This window comes from Maribacter sp. 2-571 (assembly GCF_050589625.1).
Lineage (GTDB): Bacteria > Bacteroidota > Bacteroidia > Flavobacteriales > Flavobacteriaceae > Pelagihabitans.
Genome location: NZ_JBNGOP010000034.1, coordinates 16,118 through 38,054 on the forward strand (window position 1 = coordinate 16,118; position 21,937 = coordinate 38,054).

Consider the following 21,937-nt stretch of genomic DNA (forward strand, 5'->3'; position numbering starts at 1 on the left):
GAGTTAAGCTACCTTTTGTAACAAATCGAAACAAGGACACTTTTTACAGCGTTTGTGTTCTCCTTTTCGATATTTATCACAGCATTTGGATTTCAATTTGGTAGCACCAGATACTTTGGGCAAACGTATGGCCTTGTCGGCTTTTTTACGTTTTTTGGACTTCTCTTTTTTCTTTTTGCTACCCATTATCATCTGTAATAGGCTTCAAAAATAACTATTTTAATTAAATCTAAATAAGAACTTTTGTTAAAAACAACACACCCGATGTGGTGATGGGCTGTTTTCCCATGTCACATCGGGTGTGTTGTCCATTTCAAATGGTCTGGCGACCGTTATATTGCCGTCGCACTACCGGGCATTATTCACTAGGCTCGGCGGCCGCACTTTCTACAGCAATGAGTTTTACATCGCGATCGAACAGGTACAATCCGCCCTTGTCGTTTCCGATCAAGTTGATCTTATCCAATATGGTACGGGCAAGTGCTTCTTCTTCAATTTGTTCCGCTACGTACCATTGTAGAAAATTATGGGTCGCATAATCTTTCTCTTCAAGGCTGACATGTACCAGGTCGTTGATACTCTTTGAAACAAAAATTTCGTGCTGGTACAGTTCTTCGAACATTTTTTGAAAGCTTCCAAAATCGGTTTTTGGCGCTTTCAGGTCCGAAATTTTGGCGTGGCCGCCCCGCTCGTTCACATATTTAATGAGCTTTAACATGTGTTCACGCTCCTCGTCGGAGTGTTTGTACATAAACTGTGCTATTCCTTCAAGACCTTTTACCTCCGCCCATGACGCCATGGAAAGGTAGGTCTGCGACGATTCCGCCTCTACCCTTATTTGGCCGTTGAGGGCCGTTTCTAATTTATCTGATAACATAATTGAATATCCTTTATTACAAAGTTACGCATTATAACGCATGTTTACAGCGCATTCACATGGTTTTAGAAGTAGATTTTTTGTGCTGCCCGGAAGGTATTTGCATGTGCTTCCACTATGGTTTTGATTTCTGGGGAATACCCACCGCCCATGCTGCATTGCACCGGAATTTGATGGTTTTTACAGGTCTCCAGTACAAATTCGTCCCGTTGCTTGCAACCCTGTACCGACATCCCCAAAGTACCCAATTTGTCGGTCGCAATGACATCTACCCCGCAGAGATAAAAGATGAAATCCGGGCGTTGTCGGGCAATCAGTTTTGGAAGCGTTTCGGTTAAAATGGACAGGTAAGTGTCATCATCGGTTCCCTTTTCCAAGGCAATATCGAGGTCGGACCGTTCTTTTTTGAACGGGTAGTTTCCCGCGCCGTGTATGGAAAACGTAAATACGAAAGGGTCGTTCTGAAATATTTCGGCGGTTCCATTGCCCTGATGCACATCTAGATCAACGATCAATATGTTACGGGCATAGTCCTTTGCCTGTAGGTATCGTGCCCCTATGGCCTGATCGTTGAGCATACAAAAAGCCTCTCCATGATCGGTGTAGGCATGGTGCGTACCGCCGGCAATGTTCATGGCGATACCATGTTCCAAGGCATGCTCGCAAGCGCGCATGGTTCCATCGGCGATAATACGTTCCCGTTCCACAAGTACCTCCGATAGCGGAAAGCCTATTTTGCGGGCTTCCTTAGGTGGTATTTTAATGTTCAACAGGTCGTAAAAATAGTCGGGGTCGTGTACCGCAACAATGTATTTATCGTTCGGTAGGCCGGGCTCAAAAAAATGCTCCGGCGTACATGTGCCTTCATGCAATAATTGTTTGGGCAACAATTCGTACTTGAGCATCGGAAACCGATGTCCCTCCGGCAATGGGTGTTTGTAGATGGGATGGAACGCTATTTTTAACATACAACATGCCGCAGTTTAGGGTGCGGCCTGTCCCGTAAAGATAAGGTGTGCCGAACATACCGACAAGTACGATCTCTCGTTGTATTTTCCATAAGGATGCGTTTGAAAAAGCAATGTCCATTTTGAAATAATAGTACCTTTGTGGGAATGAAAACGGCGATTACCCAGGATATCGACTATTGCGCAGCATTGTTGAAAGCGAACCGTTTGGTGGCCATACCGACCGAAACGGTATACGGCCTAGCGGGTAACGCCATGGAAGAAGCTGCAGTAGCGAATATTTTTGAATTAAAGGGAAGGCCCCGTTTCAATCCGGTGATCGTCCATATCCATAGTTTGTCGCAGTTGGACGGCCTTGCCCAGAATGTTCCCGAAAATGCAATGCGATTGGCAAAAGCCTTTTGGCCGGGATCACTCACTTTAATTTTACCTAAACATGCCAAGGTTCCCGATATCATTACTGCGGGAAAACCTACGGTGGGCATTCGCATGCCCGATCATCCCTTGACGCTGGAATTGTTAAAAAAGCTGCCGTTTCCGGTAGCGGCACCCAGTGCGAATCCTTTTACTCGGGTAAGCCCTACCACGGTGGAACACGTATCCAATTATTTCAATGGTCGTATTCCGGCTATATTGGACGGTGGTCCCTGTTCGGTGGGCTTGGAGTCGACTATTGTGGGATTTGATGGCGAAGCGCCCATTGTGTATCGGAAGGGCGGTATTTCAGTAGAGGATATCGAGGCAACGGTGGGGAGTGTTACCTTACTGTTGGAAAACGAAACGACACCACAGGCACCGGGCATGCTGTTGAAACATTATGCGCCCCGTACCCCATTGGTCGTGAGTGCCGATGTGGATGCCACCATAACGGAAAACACTTCAAAAAAAGTCGGTGTGCTTTCGTTCTGTAGGGATAGCTTTCCCCAAGCCGCTTTGGTAAAGGTGCTTTCGACTGGCGCAAGTATGGAAGAGGCTGCCCAAAACCTTTTTGCAAGTCTTCATGAGCTGGACCGGGCCGGTCTCGATCTTATTGTTGCGGAGCGTTTTCCCGAGAAAGGGTTGGGCCGCAGTATCAATGACCGACTGCATAGGGCCCAAAATTGAGGTTCTCGTCGTAGTCCACCCATAAAAAAGCTGCAGGGTTTATGTGATAGGGACCTTAGATTGTTACGATACACTCTCGAACTCTCGGTGGTCCCGCCAAAGTTGTGGATTACGAAGGGTGCAATGCCAATTGGATCCGTTTTCGGGGAAGGTCCACTTCCAACACTTTTACAATAATTTGCTGGTGCAGGTGCACATGGTCGTTCACATCCTTTACAAAGCGGTCCGCAAGGTTGGACACATGGATCAATCCACTTTCCTTTATTCCAATATCCACAAAACACCCGAAATTGGTAATGTTGTTCACAATACCGGGTAGTAGCTGTCCCGATCGCACATCCCCTATACCACGGATGTTTTGGTCAAAAGTGAAGACTTTTGCCCTTTCTCGTGTATCCAGTCCCGGTTTTTTGAGTTCCTTTATAATATCTTCTAAGGTAGGCATGCCGATATGTTCCGTACAGTACTGCTGCAGGGGTATCGCCTTCAGCACCGTTTCATTTCCGATCAGTTGGTGAAGATCTAGCCGTTGGTCCTTTGCCATCTTTGCTACCACCGCGTAACTCTCGGGGTGTACCGCGGAGTTGTCCAAGGGGTTTTTTGCTTCCTTGATGCGTAAGAACGCCGCGCCTTGTTCAAAGGCCTTTTCTCCCAATCGCGGTACTTTTTTAATATCGGCCCTACTGGTAAACGCCCCATTTTTATTGCGATGGGCAATGATGTTATCGGCCAGTTTGGGACCGATACCGGACACATAGCCCAATAGGGACGGGCTTGCCGTATTGATATTGACCCCCACTGAGTTTACGCAGCTTGCCACAACGGTATCCAAAGACGTTTTCAGCTTCGCCTGATCGACATCATGTTGGTATTGCCCGACACCGATCGATTTTGGGTCGATCTTTACCAGTTCGGACAAGGGGTCCGCCAGTCTGCGTCCTATGGACACCGCACCCCGAACGGTAACATCATAATCGGGAAATTCCGATCGGGCAATGGAAGAGGCGGAATAAATGGAGGCACCCGCCTCGCTGACGACGAACACCGCCACGGTATTTTTAAAGGGAACTTGTTTTACCAGTTGTTCCGTTTCCCGTGAAGCCGTACCGTTACCAATGGCAATGGCTTCTATTTTGTACGCATCGCATAGGGAGTTTATTTTTTTTAGGGCTTCCGAGCGTTTTTTCTGGGGTGGGTGCGGATATATGGTTTCGTTATGGAGGAGGTCGCCCTGTTCGTTCAGGCACACTATTTTACAGCCCGTACGGAACCCGGGGTCAATGGCCAGGATTCTTTTTTCTCCCAACGGGGCGCCTAACAGCAACTGCCGCAAGTTTTTTGAAAAAACCGAAATGGCCGCTTCATCCGCCTTTTCTTTGGCTGCCTTTAGGTGCTCTTTTGAAAGTGAAGGGAACAACAAACGTTTATAGGCATCTTCCAAAGCCAATTGTATCTGTGCGTTGCAGGAATTGTTCGATTTGATCAAACGGGATGCTATTTTGTCTAAGATGTACTCCTTGTCGATTTCGATTTTTAAACGAATAAATTTTTCGTTTTCGGCCCTTAAAATAGCCAATAAACGGTGTGAGGGGCATCGTTTTAAAGCTTCGCTCCAATCAAAGTAATCCCGATATTTTTGGGCCTTTTCTTCTTCTTTTGCCGTGCTGATGACTTTGGTGGTGAGTTGTGCGGATCGTTGTAGTTGATTACGGATCAGGTTTCGGATATCGGTACGTTCATTGATCCATTCCGCTATGATGTGCCGCGCCCCTTCCAAGGCGGCTTCCGCATTGGGCACATTCCCTTTACAATAACGTGCCGCAGTGGCTTCGATATCGGGGGCATTTTGGGCCATAATCATTTTGGCCAAGGGTTCAAGCCCATTTTTGCGCGCTACTTCGGCCTTCGTTTTTTTACTTTTTTTGAACGGTAGGTATAGGTCTTCCAGTCGCGTAAGGTCATAGGTAGACGCGAATTTCTCCCGAAGTTCGGGGGTCAGTAGTTGCTGTTCTTCCACCGCTTTTATAATGACCGCTTTCCGTTTGGCCAAGGTTTCATATTCCCCTTTGTACTTAACGATGGTACCGATCTGTACCTCGTCCAGATTTCCCGTTTTTTCCTTTCGATAGCGCGAAATAAAGGGAACGGTACACTCCTGATCCAAAAGTTCAACGGTATTTTGAATGCTTTTTTCGGGGAGCTGGGTCTGTTCTTTGATGTATTGGAAGAGCGTCATTGACTAGGCGAGGTGAGGGGAGGTCTGTTTTCTTGCTAAAATAAACTATCGCTGGGAGACGCCAAAGGGTTTTGTGGGTTGATGGTTTCACTTCAGTTCGGAATGTCTAGGCCTTCCTAGGTTCTCGACTGCGCTCGAAGTGACATTTACGGTTCCAACCTCTGGAACTTTAAGGTGCTAAGCCAATAGATAAACTCACTAACTAATCCCCGCCCCATTACCAACACCATCTTCGTCGGGATTGACAAAAACTAGTTTTCCATCTGCGTTTTCCGTCATCAAGATCATTCCTTCACTTTCCACGCCGCGGAGTGCCCTTGGGGCGAGGTTTACCAATACGGTTACCTTTTTGCCTATAATCGCCTCGGGGGCAAAGCTTTCCGCAATACCGGAGACTATGGTGCGGGTGTCCAAACCAGTATCGACCTGCAACACCAGTAATTTTTTGGTCTTTGCCATTTTTTCTGCCGACACAATGGTCCCGACCCGTAGATCCAGTTTTGAAAAATCGTCGAAGGCAATGGTGTCTTTTTGCGGCATAGGTTCTTTTTGGGCGTTTTCGTTCGCTTTTTTGGTCGCTTCCAATTTTTCGAGCTGTGCTTGGATTTCGGAATCTTCCACCTTGCGGAACAAGAGTTCACTTTTGTGAATGCGATGTGCCGCCGGAAGCAAGGTTTCTTGGGAAGCAACAGCATCCCAGACCATACCTGAAGGGCCGAGCTCCATATTCAGCATTGTTTTTAATTTTTTGGACGTAAATGGCAAAAAGGGTTCGCTCAACACAGCGAGTCCCGTTGCGATCTGTAAGGCAATGTACATGATGGTCCGTACGCGACCTTCGTCATTCTTGATTACCTTCCAGGGCTCCTCATCGGCCAAGTATTTATTTCCCAAACGGGCCAGGTTCATTAATTCTTGACCGGCTTCCCTAAAGCGATAGCGTTCAATGGAACGTGCAATTTTTTCGGGAAAGGTCTTCATTTGGGCCAAGGTATCCCTATCGACTGGAGTGAATTCCTCCGGATTCGGTACCGCTCCCTCATAATACTTATTGGTCAAAACGACCACCCGATTGATGAAATTCCCAAAAATGGCGACCAGTTCGTTGTTGTTTCGCGCTTGAAAGTCCTTCCAGGTAAAGTCGTTGTCCTTTGTTTCCGGGGCATTGGCAGTTAGGGTATAGCGCAAAACATCTTGCATTTCGGGAAACGCCTCGAGGTATTCGTGCAACCAAACGGCCCAGTTTTTGGAGGTGGAAAGTTTGTTGCCCTCTAAATTTAAAAATTCGTTCGCCGGTACGTTTTCGGGTAAAATATAGTTGCCCTCGGCCTTTAATATGGCCGGAAAAATGATGCAGTGAAAAACGATATTGTCCTTTCCAATAAAGTGGACCAGTTTGGTGTCCTTATCTTTCCAATAGGGTTCCCAGGCCTTTCCTTCCCTTTCGGCCCATTCCTTGGTAGCGGAGATGTAACCTATGGGCGCATCGAACCACACATAAAGCACCTTGCCCTCACCGCCCGGTGCCGGTACGGGAATACCCCAGTCGAGATCACGGGTAACCGCTCGTGGCTCCAAACCGCCATCGATCCACGATTTACATTGGCCATAAACGTTGGCTTTCCAGTCGTTTTTGTGCCCCTCTAAAATCCACTTCCGTAAAAAATCCTCGTAGCGATCGAGCGGTAAAAACCAATGTTTGGTTTCCTTTAAACTGGGCACATTGCCCGTTATGGTCGATTTTGGTTGTATAAGATCGGTAGCGTTCAACGACGAACCACAGTTTTCACATTGATCGCCATAAGCTTCTTCGTTTCCGCACTTGGGGCAGGTTCCGGTGACAAAACGGTCCGCAAGAAACTGTTGGGCTTCCTCATCATACAACTGTGCGGTGGTCTCCTCTATAAAATCCCCTTTTTCGTTCAGGGTCGTAAAAAATTTCGATGCGGTTTTATGGTGTATTTCGGCCGAGGTACGGGAATAGTTGTCAAAGGTAACCCCGAAGTCTGAAAACGATTTTTTGATGATGGCGTGGTACCTGTCGATAATGGCCTTGGGCGTTACGCCCTCTTTCTTGGCCTTCATGGAAATGGCAACACCATGTTCGTCACTACCGCAAACGAAGAGTACATCTTTCCCCGTACCCCGCAGGTAACGGGCGTAAATATCCGCAGGTACATATACACCGGCCAAATGACCGATATGGATGGGCCCGTTGGTGTAAGGTAAGGCGGCCGTGATGGTATAGCGTGCAGGTTTTGATCTGTGTTCCGACATTGCTTCGTTTATTGAAGGCACAAAAGTACTGATTTGGTCCGATACCACTTTGAAATGGAATTAAAATAACGGATTCCATAACCGCAGTTTTGATAGACAAGGGAAAGTGCAGTTCATCGAATTTTTGGTTTTTGAAGGGGTCACTCGTCGAAGAAGTATACGAAAGTTGCCATAACATAGTTTTATTTGTAGGAAAAAACTTAACAAATCAATAACTATGAGCAATGGTAATCCCAAAAAATTAAAACTTGCAAAGGCCTTATTGGAAACAACACTTTTGACCGAGGCTACGCTACCCGAGAATGAGGGACAGACCAGGGTATATCGGAAAAAGAACAGTCGGGTTAAAAAAGCGTTGAATTTTGAAACTGGTAAAAACAAATCAAAACTCGGCTGATAAAACGGGAATACCGTTCCCCTAAAATGAAAAAGCCTTCGAATGCTCCATAATAGGATGCGGTTCGAAGGCTTTTTTTACGTTGGGGGCAATACCATTTTTGTTTTAAAATTACCCAAATAAAAAGCAAAAAGGGTATAACTTCGATTCGAGGACGAAATGGGTGTTTTCCTTAGTTTATGCGACCATCACCGATTTGCTCATTTTTTGATCTTGAACTTCAATACGGTAAATGTATTTTCCGTTCGCCAAATGCGATGGAATACGCTCCCGAATATTGATTTCCGTAGATCCTTCCATCATCATTTCATTGAAAACGGTCCCTACTTTTTGTCCGAGGATATTAAAAAGTTGAATATCCACATGGGCGCTAAAGGGCATTTCCAGATAAATATGGGGCGTACTGTCGGTCGGGTAGAACGGTTTGTGCACCACGGCATCCAACAGTGCCGGATTCGGATTTGTAGGGTCTACCGAATCTGGTTGGGTCGGTACGGTGGGTTCGCCATCGCTATAAGCGATATCCGCAAAGTCCACACCACTACAATTGAACCCTAAGTTGATGGGTGCATAGGTCTTTTCATTGAGGTATACGAATTCTTCCACCAAGGGAACGTCGATACAGAGCCATTCTGCCATAACGGTAGCATAGAGGTCCCTAAAATCCATGGTAATATCGAGATTTCCACGGCCATCCCCTTCGGTAACATCGGGGTGTTCGCCAACAAAGGCACTTCCGTTAAGCCCGTTCCCAAAGAATAGGGTGGGTGCGGCTTTACCGTGATCGGTACCATTGGATCCATTTTCGAAGATGCGTCTCCCGAATTCGGAGAACGTCATGCTCAATACTTTTTCGTCTTGCTGGGTAAAGGCGAGATCATCATAAAAATTATCGATAGCCACCGATAGGTTCGTCATCAATCGTTCGTGGGCCAACGGCTGATTGCCATGGGTGTCAAAGCCGCCAATGGATATCATATATACCTTGGTGCCCAGGTTGCCTTTTATCAGACGTGCCAATAGGGCAAGCTGCCTTGCAAAACCATTGTCTTGATATTCAATCTCGTTCCTGCCCGCTTCATAGGCTTCGTTTATTTTTCCGGCGTAATCATAGGTTACATTGGCAACACCTCTTAAAAAACGCAATTGGTCGCCATACATACATTCGTCAAAAAGGGCCTGTTCCACATCGTATTGTAATCCTCTGGAAGCAATTTCTTCCAACTGATCTACATTGGAGGCGGTGAACGCATAGTTGGTTTCATCGCCTTGAAAAACAAGATTTCCAAAACTTCCGATCTGTACTGCCGCCGGCGCATCCGGTCGACCTCCACGCATTAGATAGTTGGGATATAAGTTTTCAAAATGACGCCCCATCCAACCGGTATTGAGCCCGGAAAAACCGTTGGTCTCCAAATCGCAATTGGCAAAAATATCCGAACCGGTAAAATGGGAAAGGCTTTGCCCTTCATATCCTACACCGTGGACGGCCTTGAACTGCCCTTCGTCCCACATGGACTGTAACGACTTCATATAGGATGGAACCCCGAACTCGTCGGTGAGCTTTAAAATTTTACTTTCGGGAATATAGATGTTCGGCCGTGCATTGGCGTAGGCATCGAACTGCGCTATCGGCATTACGGTGCTGAGCCCGTCATTACCGCCGGACAAACGGATCAGTATCAAAATATTATCGGTTTCGGCCGATGCAATGGCCTGGGTAAACCTAGAGGGGGCCGATGCGGAAAGGTAATTGCTGCCCAAAAGCATTGAACCACTTCCGGCGATTCCCAAAGCCTGTAAAAATGAACGACGGCTCCACGCTTTGTGTTCGTCATCGTGACCTTCGTGTTCTTTCCCCATATGAGGGGTATTGTCATGTATATTGCACATAATCGTAGGCTTATTTTAGTTGAAATTCGGGTTCACTTACCATATGGATCAAAAGATCTCTCACTTGTATCGGAGCCCTTGGAAGGGTCATGTTCCAAGAGTTGTTCTGATATACCATATCAGGTTCATACTCTGCTCTAAAGGTGTCAATGGCGGCACTATAGTCAACCGCGGTGAGCAATCCTTTGGGGGTCAGTTTGTCAATGATGGCACGGGCCACTTCGTCGGGATCGTTGGTCGTGGCACCGTTGGGTCCCGTTACCGCAATACCAAAAGCTCTAAATTGTTCTTGGTTCTCGTTCCAGAAGGTTTCTATCAGCATTTCGCAGGTGATCCATCGTCCGATAATAAAATTGGTGTTGATCCAGGTACGGTCCCGTTGCCATCCGGCAACATCTACCGGTGAAAAGAGTTCCTGGCCCAAAAGTTCACAATGGTCGTAAATAGTTCCCAAAGTGTCATCATTATAGGCAAATCCTGTTTCGGTAAGGAGGTTTAAGTACAGATCATAAGGGCTTTTGATAATGACCCCCACAGTAGTGTCGTCAAAGAAATGTTGACTTTTAAACAATTGTCGCAATACCGGCGCAATTTCAAAATTATTCGCCAGCATGGTATTCGCCAGTTCTTCCACAATGCCCTGAGGGTGTCCTACGGCGTACGTGCCACCGGGGTTATATTCTTCCCGTTTGCTATCGGGGTGCACGAAAAACTCATATAGTTTGTTACAGATGAACCGGGCAATGGAATCGCCCCGTTGTTCGAAGAGAATGTTGATCACATCATCATACTCCCAGTTTCCGCTTTGTCCAAAAATGGTTTTGGTGTCGGTATTAAATCGTTCCGGGTTAAAGGCGACCGGCGTACAACCGACTTCTCCACGTTCCACGTAACCGGTCAAGGCTTTGGCGGTCTCCTCAATATCGCTTTGATCGTATTGGTTTCCCTCACCCAAGGTAAAGAGTTCGTAAAGTTCCCTTGCGTAGTTTTCATTTGGTCTGTTCCCATTGTTGAAGGCACCATCCAAATAATAGAGCATGGCATTGGTCAGCCCAATTTCGCTAACGAAAGTCCGAAAGTTACCGAGGGCGTTACGCTGCAAGCAATCGGTATACTCCGCTAAAAAGCCAGCACACTCGTACACGCGGTATTCCGTTACGAAATGGTTGAGCCAAAAGAAACTCATTCGGTCCTTTAAACCATTATCTAACAGGGCATTGATGTAGCCGTTGCGCCAATCGTTGACCTGTCCCCGGCGAATGGCCCTGGCCTGATCATCATCTTCCGGATAGTTGGCGTTGGTCCAAGCTGCCCAAGGGGGGGCGGCCATGGGTGGGGCGGCAACCGCCTGATCGACCAAATTGTCCACCAAGGCACCGGCATTGCTGTTAACGGCATTGCTTATCGTTTGTGCCGAAGCACTAAATCCCAATCTCCTATACAGGTGTGCCGCCTTGGTAGTATCCAAGGGAGTGGTGTACGGCACCAGCGTCGCAACATTACAGTTAACGAAATATTCCATAGTTTGTAGGCTTTAAGAACGTTCATGTGTGTAGGGATAAATTCTTAACGCTTAAACCTATTGGATAGTGTTTCAATCCTATTATTTTCGACGTACGGTTTGGGAATTTACGTAGAGAAACGCAATAGAGACGTTTAAATGCGTTTTTTTTCGATGAAATGCATTTTTTTAACATTTTAATAGATCCGTTTGGGTAAGCACAACGAGTTTGGAAAAGAAGGCGAAGCCATTGCAACTGCGCTTCTGGAAAAAAAAGGGTATCACATACGGGAGCGGAATTACCGATACCTAAAGGCCGAAATAGATATTATTGCCGAAAAAAACGGTATCCTGGCCATCGTTGAGGTACGCGCCCGAAGTACGGACCGTGTGATGTCGATCGCCGAAACGATTACCAAAAAGAAAATACAACTTTTGGTGGCCGCGGCCGATCATTATGTTACCGAAAAATCCTTAGCGGTGGAGGTACGCTTCGACATTATTGCGATTTTAAAGAACCGCTATCAATTTAAGGTCGAACATTTGGAGTCAGCTTTCTTTCATTTTTAAATATTTGTTTTATTTGTAACATATTGTTATATTTGCTTCAAATCGAAAAGAATGAAAACTATTTCGTCCGTCGTTGAGGATTACATCAAGAAAAAACCATTTTTGCAAAGTGCCTTGGCACAGGGCATCATCAATTTAACCTCTTTGTCCAGAATCGTAAAGCCGGAGATTCAAGATGAACTGGGCAAGGACGTGCGAAACGGGGCCATTGTCATGGCCTTGAAACGACTTTCGGACGATTTGGAATTTCGTGCCACCCATAAAATCGTAAAGGTGCTGAAGAATATTGGGGAGATTACGGTGCGGTCGTCCCTTACCGATTTTACTTTTTTGGTTTCGGATACCATTTTGGCGCAACAGGCGAAACTTATTGAAGTGGTGAACGCCAATCAAGACGTTTTTTACACTTCTTCCCGTGGGGTCAACGAAATGAACATTGTACTCAGCGATACCATGAGCGGTGAGGTAGAAAAACTGTTCAAGGCCGAAAAGTGTACTCAAAAAGCCGAGAACCTTTCTTCCATTACCGTAAAACTTCCTGCGGAGAACGTATCCGTTCCCGGAATTTATTATTTCATTTTTCAACGACTGGCCTGGGAGGGTATTGTATTGTATGAAGTTATTTCTACCACCAACGAATTTACGATATTGGTAAACGACGATCAGGTAGACATTGCTTTCAAGACCATTAAGGATTTAAAGACCCTTTAAGGCCGGCGCCATAAGTAGGGTCCGTACATGGTATTGGCAGAAAGAAAGGGTCAATTCCATTTTTGATATACTTTAATGGCCGTCGCTATCATTTCGGTCTTCCATGCTTCCGTTTGCCAATCGGTAAAACCTTCTCGAACATCCTCGACCTTACGCGCCTTGGAGAGCACCGTTTCCAGGTTCCGCTGTTGCCGGTAAAGGACCTCGTCGTTCCATGGGGTCTTTGGTGGAACCACGGTATTTCCCCAGGCTTTTTTCTGATGGTCTTTTGACGCGTTGCCAACGACCTGTTTTAATCTATAAAAATCCTTTTGAAAATGAAGCTGGTCTTTTTTTTCTTTAAAAGCGCTTCCCAACTGTTCCAATAGTACATATTCCAGATAGGGACATTTTTTAAGGACTTCCGGTAGCACCTCGAAAATCACCTCAGGTACGCCGCCATCGTGCGTATCCCTACGTATCCGTTTATTGTCCGGACCAATATGGTCCCAACTTCCACCTGAAACATGTATTTCCCTTACCAGATCCAACGGGTAGGACCCGATAAGCTGCATGATATCGATATTGAAATTATGGGCCTGGCAATAGCAGTTATGAAGGTCCAGGATCAGAAAGCCGTTAACCGGTGCCACCATTTTTGCCAGGAACGCCCCCTGCCGTTGTACATCGTCCTCGGTAAAGGCCAATGCCAAATTTTCTACCCCAACGGGAACTTTGGCGACCTCCTGTATACGCATCAATCGGTCTATGCCCAGGTTCAGCACATTGGTTGTCAAAGGTACGGGAAGTGGACATCCCCTGTGAAAATCACCATGGGTCATATACCCGAAGTGTGCAGTTAGCTGTTGGTAACGATGGGTGTTGCCCTCTTTTTTTAATGCGGTGATCCATTGGTCGTGTTCGGGGCTCCAGCGACCGTCCAATAGGGAAAAAAAGACCTCATGGCCCAATAGCCTGTCGGCCGCACCATATTCTTCAAGCATTTGATCGAGCCATAGAGGGGTGTGGGCGGCATCGGTAAGGGTGTCAAAAGACCACTCGATCACATCGATGTCCGCATTTTGGAAAAGGGGCAGTGTCGCTTGAACAAACGCGGGTTCCGTGGACAGTGCAATACCTACTTTCGGTAGTATGCCATCGTTACCCCCTTCCACACCCGGGGCAGTTGAAATAGAAATCAATTTCCGACGGCTTTTTGTCACCTTTTAAAGTATTGGGCCTTTTGGTGTTTTTCTGGTGAAGGCTATCCTTTTTTTGGTGGGCAATGGAATCCATAACGACACCTTTTTTCTTTGGAATCTTTTTTCCGGCCAAAGTATCGCCTGTTTTGATCGCAACGGAATCTTGTGCCATGGTAACGGCGCAGGAGGCCAGCATGGTGGTCAATAAAAAAGCGGATACTTTCATAAAAATAGGTTATGGTTTCTAACAAAAGGCTTCAAACGTCATACCAAACCTAAATGAGAGCCGTACATTAATCTTCAAGAAACGCCAATACGGCCTTTGCATTCTCCGGTTTTGCAACAATACGTTTCTCTTTGTCCAAAATAAAATAGGTCGGTGTTTTTTGTATGTCATATACCTTGGCATAGGTACTTTCCCATTTTCCCAAGGCGATCGCATGTTCAAAATCGGGCAAGATGGCCGATTGATTTTTCCAAGTATCCTCTCCTTCTTCAAGACCGACAGCTATTACCGTAGCAGCTGTATTGGTTTTCAATTTTTCGTGCAGGGGCGGTATTTCTTTAAGACAGTGGCCACAGGTACTGCTCCAAAAAATCAGTACCACGTATTTGTCGGTCGTAGTCGTGGTCAACCGTTTGGTTTCCTCTCCCGAGACCCATTCGATTTCCGGTGCTTTTTTTCCGATACGGAGCCGGTTGTCGGCAATAATGGTGTTAAGGGTCTCTTTGTCGTCCTTGCTTTCGGCGTTGGGTGTAAGGTAGGTATTCAAAACATGGTCCGATACGCGAGTTAGGTTTTGCGCCGCTGATCGCTTCCATATTTTATGAAATAGGGAGAAACGATAGGCCTTTGAACTTCCGTTCAGTTGCGTGTCGAGCACTGCTAGGTTTTCCTTGATCGTAGTATGGAACACTTCCCTATCGGTAAGGCTGTCCGTAGCCTGTCCCGTGAATATATAGTTGATGGCCTTCTCGCTCAACAGGTCCGACGCCTGAAGGTCGGGGTCGGAAAAATCGAGATAGTCAAAATAATGGACTTTTTTGTGTTTAATGTATTGCTGTTTTGTTTCCATACGCTCAGGAAAATAGCCTCTGTTGGCGGTGATAAAGGTATGGATAAAGGTGTTTTTTGTTAGTTCTTCATAGTAGTCCTGTCGTTCTTTCCAGGTTGCGGTCCGCTGTTTAAAAACGGACTTGCCGTCCGTGTCATTTTCGTAAAACGAAATAAGGTCGCGCTCCAGGGTGTCCATTTCCTTAAAGTAGGACAGAAAAAGTTTGTTTTCTTCAGAAGTGGAGAAGTGTACGCCTTGGTCCAGATCGAATTCCAAAACAACATCCTCGGTATTGCCGAACACGATATCAAAATAAAACTCCTCTTGGGGTATGGCATATACCATACGGTATATTCCGGGCTTCGCATTTTCGGGAACTTTCATTTCGAATTTTCCATCCTTGATACCGGTATCGGCGATATAGCTTTGTGCGGCAGGGGTAAGGCGGTATGCGATCAGCCAACTGAATTCTTCGGCGGGCGAAAAGGTTCCCGAAATGGTATGTTGCGCCCCCAGACCGAGCATTGCAAACAACATCACTATGGTCCATTTTGCTTTCATATCCTTAACAGTTCAAAAACCTTACCAATTGTATTCTAAAGATTCGCTATTCGGTTTTGCAACGAAAAGCCAAGACAACGTTGTCCGGTTAGCAGTATCCACGTGGAAATCTAAAGATATAGCCGATCGAACAAAAGCGCCAAATGCTTTAGGGCACCTCCCTTGAAATTCCTAATACGGCTCCATTTTTTCGAAAATACCGATTTGGGAAAACAACTCCGTAATCAAGGTGATTTCCTTTTGGTGCACAAAACCATCCGCTTTGGCCATTTCTTTTAACATCGTTGCCAAGGCCGCCTTTTTGGGCGAGTCCATTCTCCGTAAAATGATGTTGCCCTGTTCAGGGATGACGTTGCGGGCCGAAATAATGAAATTGGTATCGAAATCGATAACCTTCATCAGTTTGCCAAGGGCATTGATTTCCCCTTTATGGATGACGCCATCGGCCTGGATAACGGAATCGATAACGTGTACGATGGCCAATTTTTCGGATAATTCAAACTTCATGTCCATAGATTTAAGTATTGGGTAAGATAGCCTCTTTTTCTTTGGATTCAAAAGGCTTCAAAACCGACAACCCCTTTTTTACCGAATTGATCGGTTCGAATACCAGCAGCAATCGCAGCCCATTTCGGGTCTTTTTTTCTTTTAGCCGACATTTTGCAGGGTTTTTTTGCGCGTATTGAAGCACCTTAGTGAAACCGGCACTTTGATAAAATTCCGATTGTTGATCGGCAATAAAGTAACCGATGAGCTTTCCTTTTTTCATCACCACCTTTTCCAACCCAATGCCATTTGCGATCCATTTGATGCGTACGGAATCCAATAGATCCAACGCTTGGGTAGGCAATTCGCCAAAACGGTCCTTCAGTTCGGCTTCAAAAGAAAGCAATGCGGTCTCTTCCTTGATCTGGTTCAATTCCGTATACAAGGTCAGCCGTTCCGTAATGTTATTGATGTAATCGTCCGGGAACAAGAGTTCAAAATCGGAATCGATCTGGGTCTCTTTTACATATACTTTTTCCTTTTGGCCCTCAACTTCGTCATAGAGTTCTTTAAACTCGTTCTCTTTGAGTTCGTCGATCGCTTCTGCCAGTATTTTTTGATAGGTTTCAAAACCGATCTCGTTAATAAAGCCACTTTGTTCCCCGCCCAAGAGATCTCCGGCACCGCGGATTTCCAAATCTTTCATGGCAATGTTAAAGCCGCTGCCCAAAGCCGTAAACTGTGCCAATGCCTCTATTCGTTTTCGGGCATCGGCAGTCATGGCCTCATAGGGAGGGGTAATGAAATAACAAAAGGCCTTTTTGTTGCTGCGGCCGACCCTTCCTCTCATCTGGTGCAGGTCGCTAAGGCCAAAGTTATTGGCATTGTTTATAAAAATGGTATTGGCGTTGGTCACATCAAGCCCGCTTTCCACGATAGTGGTGGACACCAGAACGTCAAACTCCCCGTTCATAAAAGCCAACATAAGAGTCTCTAATTTTTTACCGTCCATTTGCCCGTGGCCAACGGCGACCTTGACATCAGGAACTAGGCGCTGGATCATTCCGGCTACCTCCTTGATGTTTTCGATCCGGTTGTGAATGAAAAAAACCTGTCCCCCCCGTTGCATTTCATAACTCACCGCATCGCGGATGGTTTCTTCCGTAAACCGTACCACCCTACTTTCAATGGGGTAGCGGTTGGGCGGTGGGGTATTGATCACCGAAAGGTCCCTTGCGGCCATTAAACTGAATTGCAGGGTTCGGGGAATGGGCGTTGCCGTAAGGGTCAATACGTCTACATTTTCCTTGATCGATTTTAGCTTGTCCTTAACGGAAACACCGAACTTTTGTTCTTCATCCACGATCAGTAGTCCCAAATCCTTAAAGACCACATTTTTATTCACCAATTGGTGTGTTCCGATGATAATGTCCACCTTGCCCTCTTCCAACTGCAGTAACGTTTCCCTACGTTGTTTCGCGGTTCTAAAACGGTTGAGATAGGCCACCGTTACGGGCATTTCCTTTAAACGTTCGCTGAAGGTGCGGTGGTGCTGAAAGGCCAATATGGTAGTGGGCACCAATACCGCTACCTGTTTGCCATTGTCCACGGCCTTAAAAGCGGCCCGGATGGCAACTTCGGTCTTTCCAAAACCTACATCGCCACAGACCAAGCGGTCCATGGGCCGTTCGCTTTCCATGTCCCTTTTGATGTCTTCCGTAGCTTTGCTCTGGTCCGGGGTATCCTCATAAATAAAAGAGGCCTCCAGCTCATTTTGAAGGTAACTGTCCGGTTGGTACCGGAACCCTTTTTCCAAACGACGTTTGGCATAGACTTTGATCAGGTTGAAAGCGATTTTCTTGACCCGTGTCTTGGTTTTTTGCTTTAATTTTTTCCATGCCGTAGATCCAAGCTTATAAATTTTGGGAACGGCGCCATCCTTACCGTTGAACTTGGAAATTTTATGAAGGGAATGGATGCTGACATATAAAATGTCCCTTTCCCCATACATCAATTTAATGGCTTCCTGTTTTTTGCCCTCTACGTCTATCTTTTGAAGTCCCCCAAACTTACCGATACCATGGTCGATATGGGTAACGTAATCCCCGATTTCAAGTTTGTTCAGCTCTTTTAGGGTTATGGCCTGTTTTTTGGCGTAGCCATTTTTAAGGTGGAATTTGTGGTAGCGTTCGAAAATTTGGTGGTCCGTAAAACAAACGATTTTAAGGTCGTCCTCAATAAAACCTTGATACAATGGCAGTACGACCGTTTGGTACTGCACCTGTTCGTTTACCTCTTCGAATATGGAATGAAAACGTTTCGCCTGTTGCTCACTGGCGCAGAAAATGTACGTTTTATATCCTTCGGCCCTGAAATCGTTCAGGGTCTGGATCAGAAAATCGAACTTTTTATTGAAAGCGGGTTGTGGCCGTGTTGTGAATGCGAGGATCGGAGCGCCCTTTTCGGCCGTATCGGTATTTTCGCTCGTCAGGCATTGGAACGTATCGAGCTTCTTGGAAAATTCGTCCCCATTGGTAAAAAGCTTGGCCGGTCCCGCTTGCCGAACGGTTCCCGATAGCTCGGCAAAGGCTTTTTCGGCTTTTTCAAAAAAATCGTCCAACCGGTTGACAAGAACCGCGGTGTTTTTGGTGTAAATAAGGGTTTGGGGGGAAATATAACGCAAAAAACTCTCTCGGATCTCGTGCAATAGTTTGTTGGCGACATTGGGAATTATCGTTATTTTATTGACCGTATCGGTGGAAAGTTGCGTAGCGATATCGAATGTCCGCATGCTATCGATCTCATCTCCAAAAAATTCGATTCGATAGGGTTGGTCATGGGAAAAGGAAAACACGTCCACAATACCTCCTCGGACCGAAAATTCGCCCGGTTCTGTTACAAAATCGACTCTCTTGAACTTGTATTCGAAAAGGACCTCGTTTAAAAAATCGAGCGATAAGGTATCGCCAAGCTGTATTTTTAAGGTGTTCTTGTCCAGTTCCTTTCGTGTGACCACTTTTTCAAAAAGGGCATCGGGATAGGTAACGATGACCACCGCTTTCTTTTGGGAGTTGATGCGGTTCAATACCTCGGCCCGTAATAGCACGTTGGCATTATCGGTTTCTTCTATTTCGTATGGCCTTCGGTAACTTCCCGGATAGAACAGTACGTTTTTTTCACCCAACAACCGCTCCAGGTCGTTCAGGTAATAGGCGGCTTCTTCCTTGTCGTTATAGACCAATAAAAGCGGTCGCCCACTTTGTTCAAAAATAACGGATAATACAAAGGAGAGCGAAGAGCCCGTCAGTCCTTGTAACGTTATTTTTTGGGGTGTGGAAGTTTGGTTTTGGGCAATAAGCTCCTGCAGTTTCCCAAGTTTGGGAGACTGTGTAAATAGGTGTTGAACGGTGGCATTCGGCAATTCCCTAAAATTTGTGCAAAGATATGCCCTAGGTCGGGGCGACGCAAAAGAAGATCAGATTTTTATAACGCTGTTTTCCACGAGTGGAAATACTTGGTCGTCCGGTTTCGGTTGGAGTACGTAGCTGCCGGTAAACGCTCCAAAGGCGGGTAGGATGAGCTGGTGGGGCGATTTAAAGAAACAGGGGAGGCGTAGGGATTGCTTTCCCGCGCCCCGGAGCTTTACCGCAGGGTGTATGTGGCCCGAAAAGTTGAAAAAACCCTCCCGTTCTTCGGGATGGTGGGTCAGCAAAAAACCGTCCGAACGGATTTCGGAAACCGTACGGATCCCCAATGCTTTGTACTTTAAAGGTGAAATAATATCGTGGTTGCCGACCACCAGAACAATTTCGGCTACCGTTCCTTTGGTCCAGGTTTCGAACAACAGCCACTCCTTGTTTAGCGCGGAATGAAACAGGTCCCCCAAAAAGCAGATGAGGTCCGGGGCAAAAAAAGAAACCACTTCGTTCAAAAGTTCAAAATTTTGTGCTATCGCAGCTTGCGGTACCGCGGCACCAAATTTTCGAAAATGGGACACCTTTCCCAGGTGTACGTCACTGATCAACAGTATGCGTTTATCTTCCCAAAACAAAGCTCCCGAGGGGTGCATGACAAACTGCTGGCCCTGTATTTCAATCCAATGCGTTTCCAAGCGATAAAGGTACTAAATGCATTCTTGTTTATATGAACAGTAATTCCTACTTTGGGCGTTTAATCCTTTAAGTAAATACAAATGAAGAACATTACCATAATTGGAAGCGCAAATACCGATATGGTGGTTAAGACCGATCGTTTTCCGGAACCTGGAGAAACGATAATCGGGGGCGACTTTTATATGTTTCCGGGCGGTAAGGGCGCCAATCAGGCGGTTGCCGCTGCCAGGGCCGGTGGCGCGGTGCAGTTTGTATGTGCGGTAGGGGACGATCTTTTTGGTAAAAATGCGCTGGCGGGATATCAAAAGGAAAGCATAGCTATCGATGCAGCTTTGGTGATTCCGGGCGAGGCTTCCGGAGTGGCCCTGATTACGGTAAACGGACAGGGAGAAAATGAAATCGTGGTCGCTTCTGGCACCAATGCCGCGCTTTCACCGGAACATTTGGAAGCTTCATGGGGTTCTTTTGCGGAGTCCGATATTTTTTTGACCCAATTGGAGACACCCTTGGCCACGGTCGGTTTTTTGGCAAAACGCTGTAAAGGGGAAGGGCGGCGCCTAATCATCAATCCCGCTCCGGCACAACCGCTGTCCGATGCTGTTTTGGACGGTCTGTTTTTGATTACCCCGAACGAGACGGAGACCAAGATATTGACGGGGATAACGGTCGAAGACGACGCGAGCCGGGACCAAGCGGCCGAGTCACTTTTGGGCAAAGGTGTCCAAAACGTAATCATCACCTTGGGCAGCAAGGGGTCTTACTTTAAAAACTCCGAAACCGCTTTTACAGTGGAAAGCCCCAAGGTGAAAGCGGTGGATACCACTGCCGCTGGCGATGTGTATAACGGGGTATTATCGGTATGCCTGGCAAAGCGGATGGGGTGGCGCGAAAGTATGGCCTACGCCAGTAAGGCCGCGGCCTTGTCGGTAACACGAATGGGTGCCCAGGATACGGCCCCGACATTAACAGAAATCAACCAATTCCAATAAATTATGTTCATTATCGAAAATTACACCATTGCGGTGGTATTTTGTGTTATTACCATGCTGGCATGGGGCTCATGGGCCAATACCCAAAAACTGGCGGCGGCCTCTTGGCGCTTCGAACTTTTTTATTGGGACTACGTTTTGGGAATCCTACTGTTTTCAGGTTTGTTCGCCTTAACGGCGGGCAGTATGGGAGAGGGCGGACGCTCCTTTCTTGTCGATATGGCTCAGGCGGACAACGCCAATATCGGTTCCGCTTTTTTGGGCGGGGTATTGTTCAACGCGGCCAATATTTTGTTGGTAGCGGCCATTACCTTGGCGGGCATGTCGGTCGCCTTTCCCGTAGGGATTGGTCTGGCCCTGGTGGTAGGGGTGATCGTTAACTATTTGGACGCCCCGGTAGGGAATGCTACCTTGCTTTTTGGCGGTGTTCTTTTAATCGTGTTTGCCATTTTGTTAAATGCCAATGCCTACCGAAAGCTTTCGGCCCAACAACAGAAGGTGCCCACCAAGGGGTTGGTGCTGGCGGTCGTAGCCGGCTTGCTTATGGGCCTGTTCTATAAATATGTGGCCAACGCCATGTTTCCCGATTTTGCCAATCCCATCGCAGGGAAGTTGAGTCCGTATACCGCGGTATTTTTGTTCGCGATCGGTATTTTGGCCAGTAACTTTATTTTCAATACCGTTTTAATGCGCAAGCCGTTCGAAGGGGCGCCCGTAAGTTTCAAAGATTATTTTGCGGGAAGCGGTAAAAGCCATGCCATGGGTGTTTTGGGAGGTATCGTTTGGTGTGTGGGCATGTCCTTCAGTATTTTGGCTTCGGACAAGGCCGGTCCTGCAATTTCCTATGGGCTTGGCCAAGGTGCCACGGTCGTCGCCGCATTATGGGGAATTTTTGTTTGGAAAGAGTTTAAAGGAGCGCCAAAAGGCGTTTCGGGCATGTTGAATCTGATGTTGCTATTGTACGTTGTCGGGTTGGGATTGATTATTGCGGCGCGGTAGCGGCAGGAGCTCTTTTTAAG

General features: G+C 46.6%; 18 protein-coding genes. 6 read left to right on the forward strand and 12 right to left on the reverse strand.

The window, feature by feature from the left end; translation table 11 throughout:
- Positions 1-358 precede the first annotated feature (358 nt).
- Entirely contained in the window at positions 359-877 is a 519-nt protein-coding gene (locus ACRD7P_RS18695) for a ferritin (RefSeq protein ID WP_430909244.1), read from the reverse strand.
- A 65-nt stretch (positions 878-942) separates the two neighbouring features.
- Positions 943-1,845, reverse strand: a complete 903-nt coding sequence (locus ACRD7P_RS18700; protein WP_430909245.1) for a histone deacetylase family protein — start codon at positions 1,843-1,845, stop codon at positions 943-945.
- A 147-nt stretch (positions 1,846-1,992) separates the two neighbouring features.
- Between ACRD7P_RS18700 and ACRD7P_RS18705 the strand changes: the two genes are divergently transcribed.
- Complete coding sequence (locus ACRD7P_RS18705; RefSeq protein WP_430909246.1) at positions 1,993-2,949, forward strand: L-threonylcarbamoyladenylate synthase; 957 nt, start codon at positions 1,993-1,995, stop codon at positions 2,947-2,949.
- Positions 2,950-3,058: 109 nt separating this feature from the next.
- Here ACRD7P_RS18705 and ACRD7P_RS18710 read toward each other — a convergent pair whose 3' ends face one another.
- Positions 3,059-5,185, reverse strand: coding sequence for a Tex family protein (locus ACRD7P_RS18710; RefSeq protein WP_430909247.1), 2,127 nt, complete (start codon positions 5,183-5,185; stop codon positions 3,059-3,061).
- A 198-nt stretch (positions 5,186-5,383) separates the two neighbouring features.
- Positions 5,384-7,462: a methionine--tRNA ligase gene (gene metG, locus ACRD7P_RS18715; protein WP_430909248.1), complete on the reverse strand. Its 2,079-nt coding sequence runs from the start codon at positions 7,460-7,462 to the stop codon at positions 5,384-5,386.
- A 217-nt stretch (positions 7,463-7,679) separates the two neighbouring features.
- Between metG and ACRD7P_RS18720 the strand changes: the two genes are divergently transcribed.
- Positions 7,680-7,859, forward strand: a complete 180-nt coding sequence (locus tag ACRD7P_RS18720) for a hypothetical protein (protein ID WP_430909250.1) — start codon at positions 7,680-7,682, stop codon at positions 7,857-7,859.
- Positions 7,860-8,036: 177 nt separating this feature from the next.
- Here ACRD7P_RS18720 and ACRD7P_RS18725 read toward each other — a convergent pair whose 3' ends face one another.
- Both ACRD7P_RS18725 and ACRD7P_RS18730 read right to left on the reverse strand, forming a co-directional pair.
- Complete coding sequence (locus tag ACRD7P_RS18725) at positions 8,037-9,752, reverse strand: DUF1501 domain-containing protein (RefSeq protein ID WP_430909251.1); 1,716 nt, start codon at positions 9,750-9,752, stop codon at positions 8,037-8,039.
- 10 nt (positions 9,753-9,762) lie between these two features.
- Positions 9,763-11,274 carry a DUF1800 domain-containing protein gene (locus tag ACRD7P_RS18730; RefSeq protein ID WP_430909252.1) on the reverse strand — a complete coding sequence of 504 codons (1,512 nt, stop codon included), beginning with the start codon at positions 11,272-11,274 and terminating at the stop codon, positions 9,763-9,765.
- 189 nt (positions 11,275-11,463) lie between these two features.
- Here ACRD7P_RS18730 and ACRD7P_RS18735 point away from each other — a divergent pair, with 189 nt between their 5' ends.
- A complete protein-coding gene (locus tag ACRD7P_RS18735; RefSeq protein WP_430909253.1) occupies positions 11,464-11,823 on the forward strand; it encodes a YraN family protein in 360 nt (119 codons plus the stop codon).
- A gap of 51 nt (positions 11,824-11,874) precedes the next feature.
- Positions 11,875-12,534 carry an aspartate kinase gene (locus ACRD7P_RS18740; RefSeq protein WP_430909254.1) on the forward strand — a complete coding sequence of 220 codons (660 nt, stop codon included), beginning with the start codon at positions 11,875-11,877 and terminating at the stop codon, positions 12,532-12,534.
- Between the two features lie 50 nt (positions 12,535-12,584).
- Here the strand turns inward: ACRD7P_RS18740 and ACRD7P_RS18745 are convergent, their stop codons facing one another.
- From ACRD7P_RS18745 to pdeM, 6 genes are all read right to left on the reverse strand, one after another.
- The gene (locus ACRD7P_RS18745; protein WP_430909255.1) at positions 12,585-13,715 is read right to left on the reverse strand and encodes a multinuclear nonheme iron-dependent oxidase; all 1,131 of its coding nucleotides are present in this window, start codon (positions 13,713-13,715) and stop codon (positions 12,585-12,587) included.
- The gene (locus ACRD7P_RS18750) at positions 13,675-13,941 is read right to left on the reverse strand and encodes a hypothetical protein (RefSeq protein WP_430909256.1); all 267 of its coding nucleotides are present in this window, start codon (positions 13,939-13,941) and stop codon (positions 13,675-13,677) included. Before ACRD7P_RS18750 ends, ACRD7P_RS18745 begins: the two co-directional genes overlap by 41 nt.
- 67 nt (positions 13,942-14,008) lie before the next feature.
- On the reverse strand, positions 14,009-15,331 hold the full coding sequence (locus ACRD7P_RS18755) for a TlpA family protein disulfide reductase (protein ID WP_430909257.1): 1,323 nt from the start codon (positions 15,329-15,331) through the stop codon (positions 14,009-14,011).
- A 171-nt stretch (positions 15,332-15,502) separates the two neighbouring features.
- Entirely contained in the window at positions 15,503-15,838 is a 336-nt protein-coding gene (locus ACRD7P_RS18760; RefSeq protein WP_430909258.1) for a hypothetical protein, read from the reverse strand.
- Positions 15,839-15,848: 10 nt separating this feature from the next.
- The gene (gene mfd / locus ACRD7P_RS18765) at positions 15,849-19,238 is read right to left on the reverse strand and encodes a transcription-repair coupling factor (RefSeq protein ID WP_430909259.1); all 3,390 of its coding nucleotides are present in this window, start codon (positions 19,236-19,238) and stop codon (positions 15,849-15,851) included.
- Positions 19,239-19,292: 54 nt separating this feature from the next.
- A complete protein-coding gene (gene pdeM / locus ACRD7P_RS18770) occupies positions 19,293-19,928 on the reverse strand; it encodes a ligase-associated DNA damage response endonuclease PdeM (RefSeq protein WP_430909260.1) in 636 nt (211 codons plus the stop codon).
- Between the two features lie 81 nt (positions 19,929-20,009).
- On the opposite strand from pdeM, the gene rbsK reads away from it, so the two are divergent.
- Both rbsK and ACRD7P_RS18780 read left to right on the forward strand, forming a co-directional pair.
- The gene (gene rbsK, locus ACRD7P_RS18775) at positions 20,010-20,918 is read left to right on the forward strand and encodes a ribokinase (protein WP_430909262.1); all 909 of its coding nucleotides are present in this window, start codon (positions 20,010-20,012) and stop codon (positions 20,916-20,918) included.
- Positions 20,919-20,921: 3 nt separating this feature from the next.
- Positions 20,922-21,917, forward strand: coding sequence for a GRP family sugar transporter (locus tag ACRD7P_RS18780; RefSeq protein WP_430909264.1), 996 nt, complete (start codon positions 20,922-20,924; stop codon positions 21,915-21,917).
- The last annotated feature ends 20 nt before the right edge of the window (positions 21,918-21,937 follow it).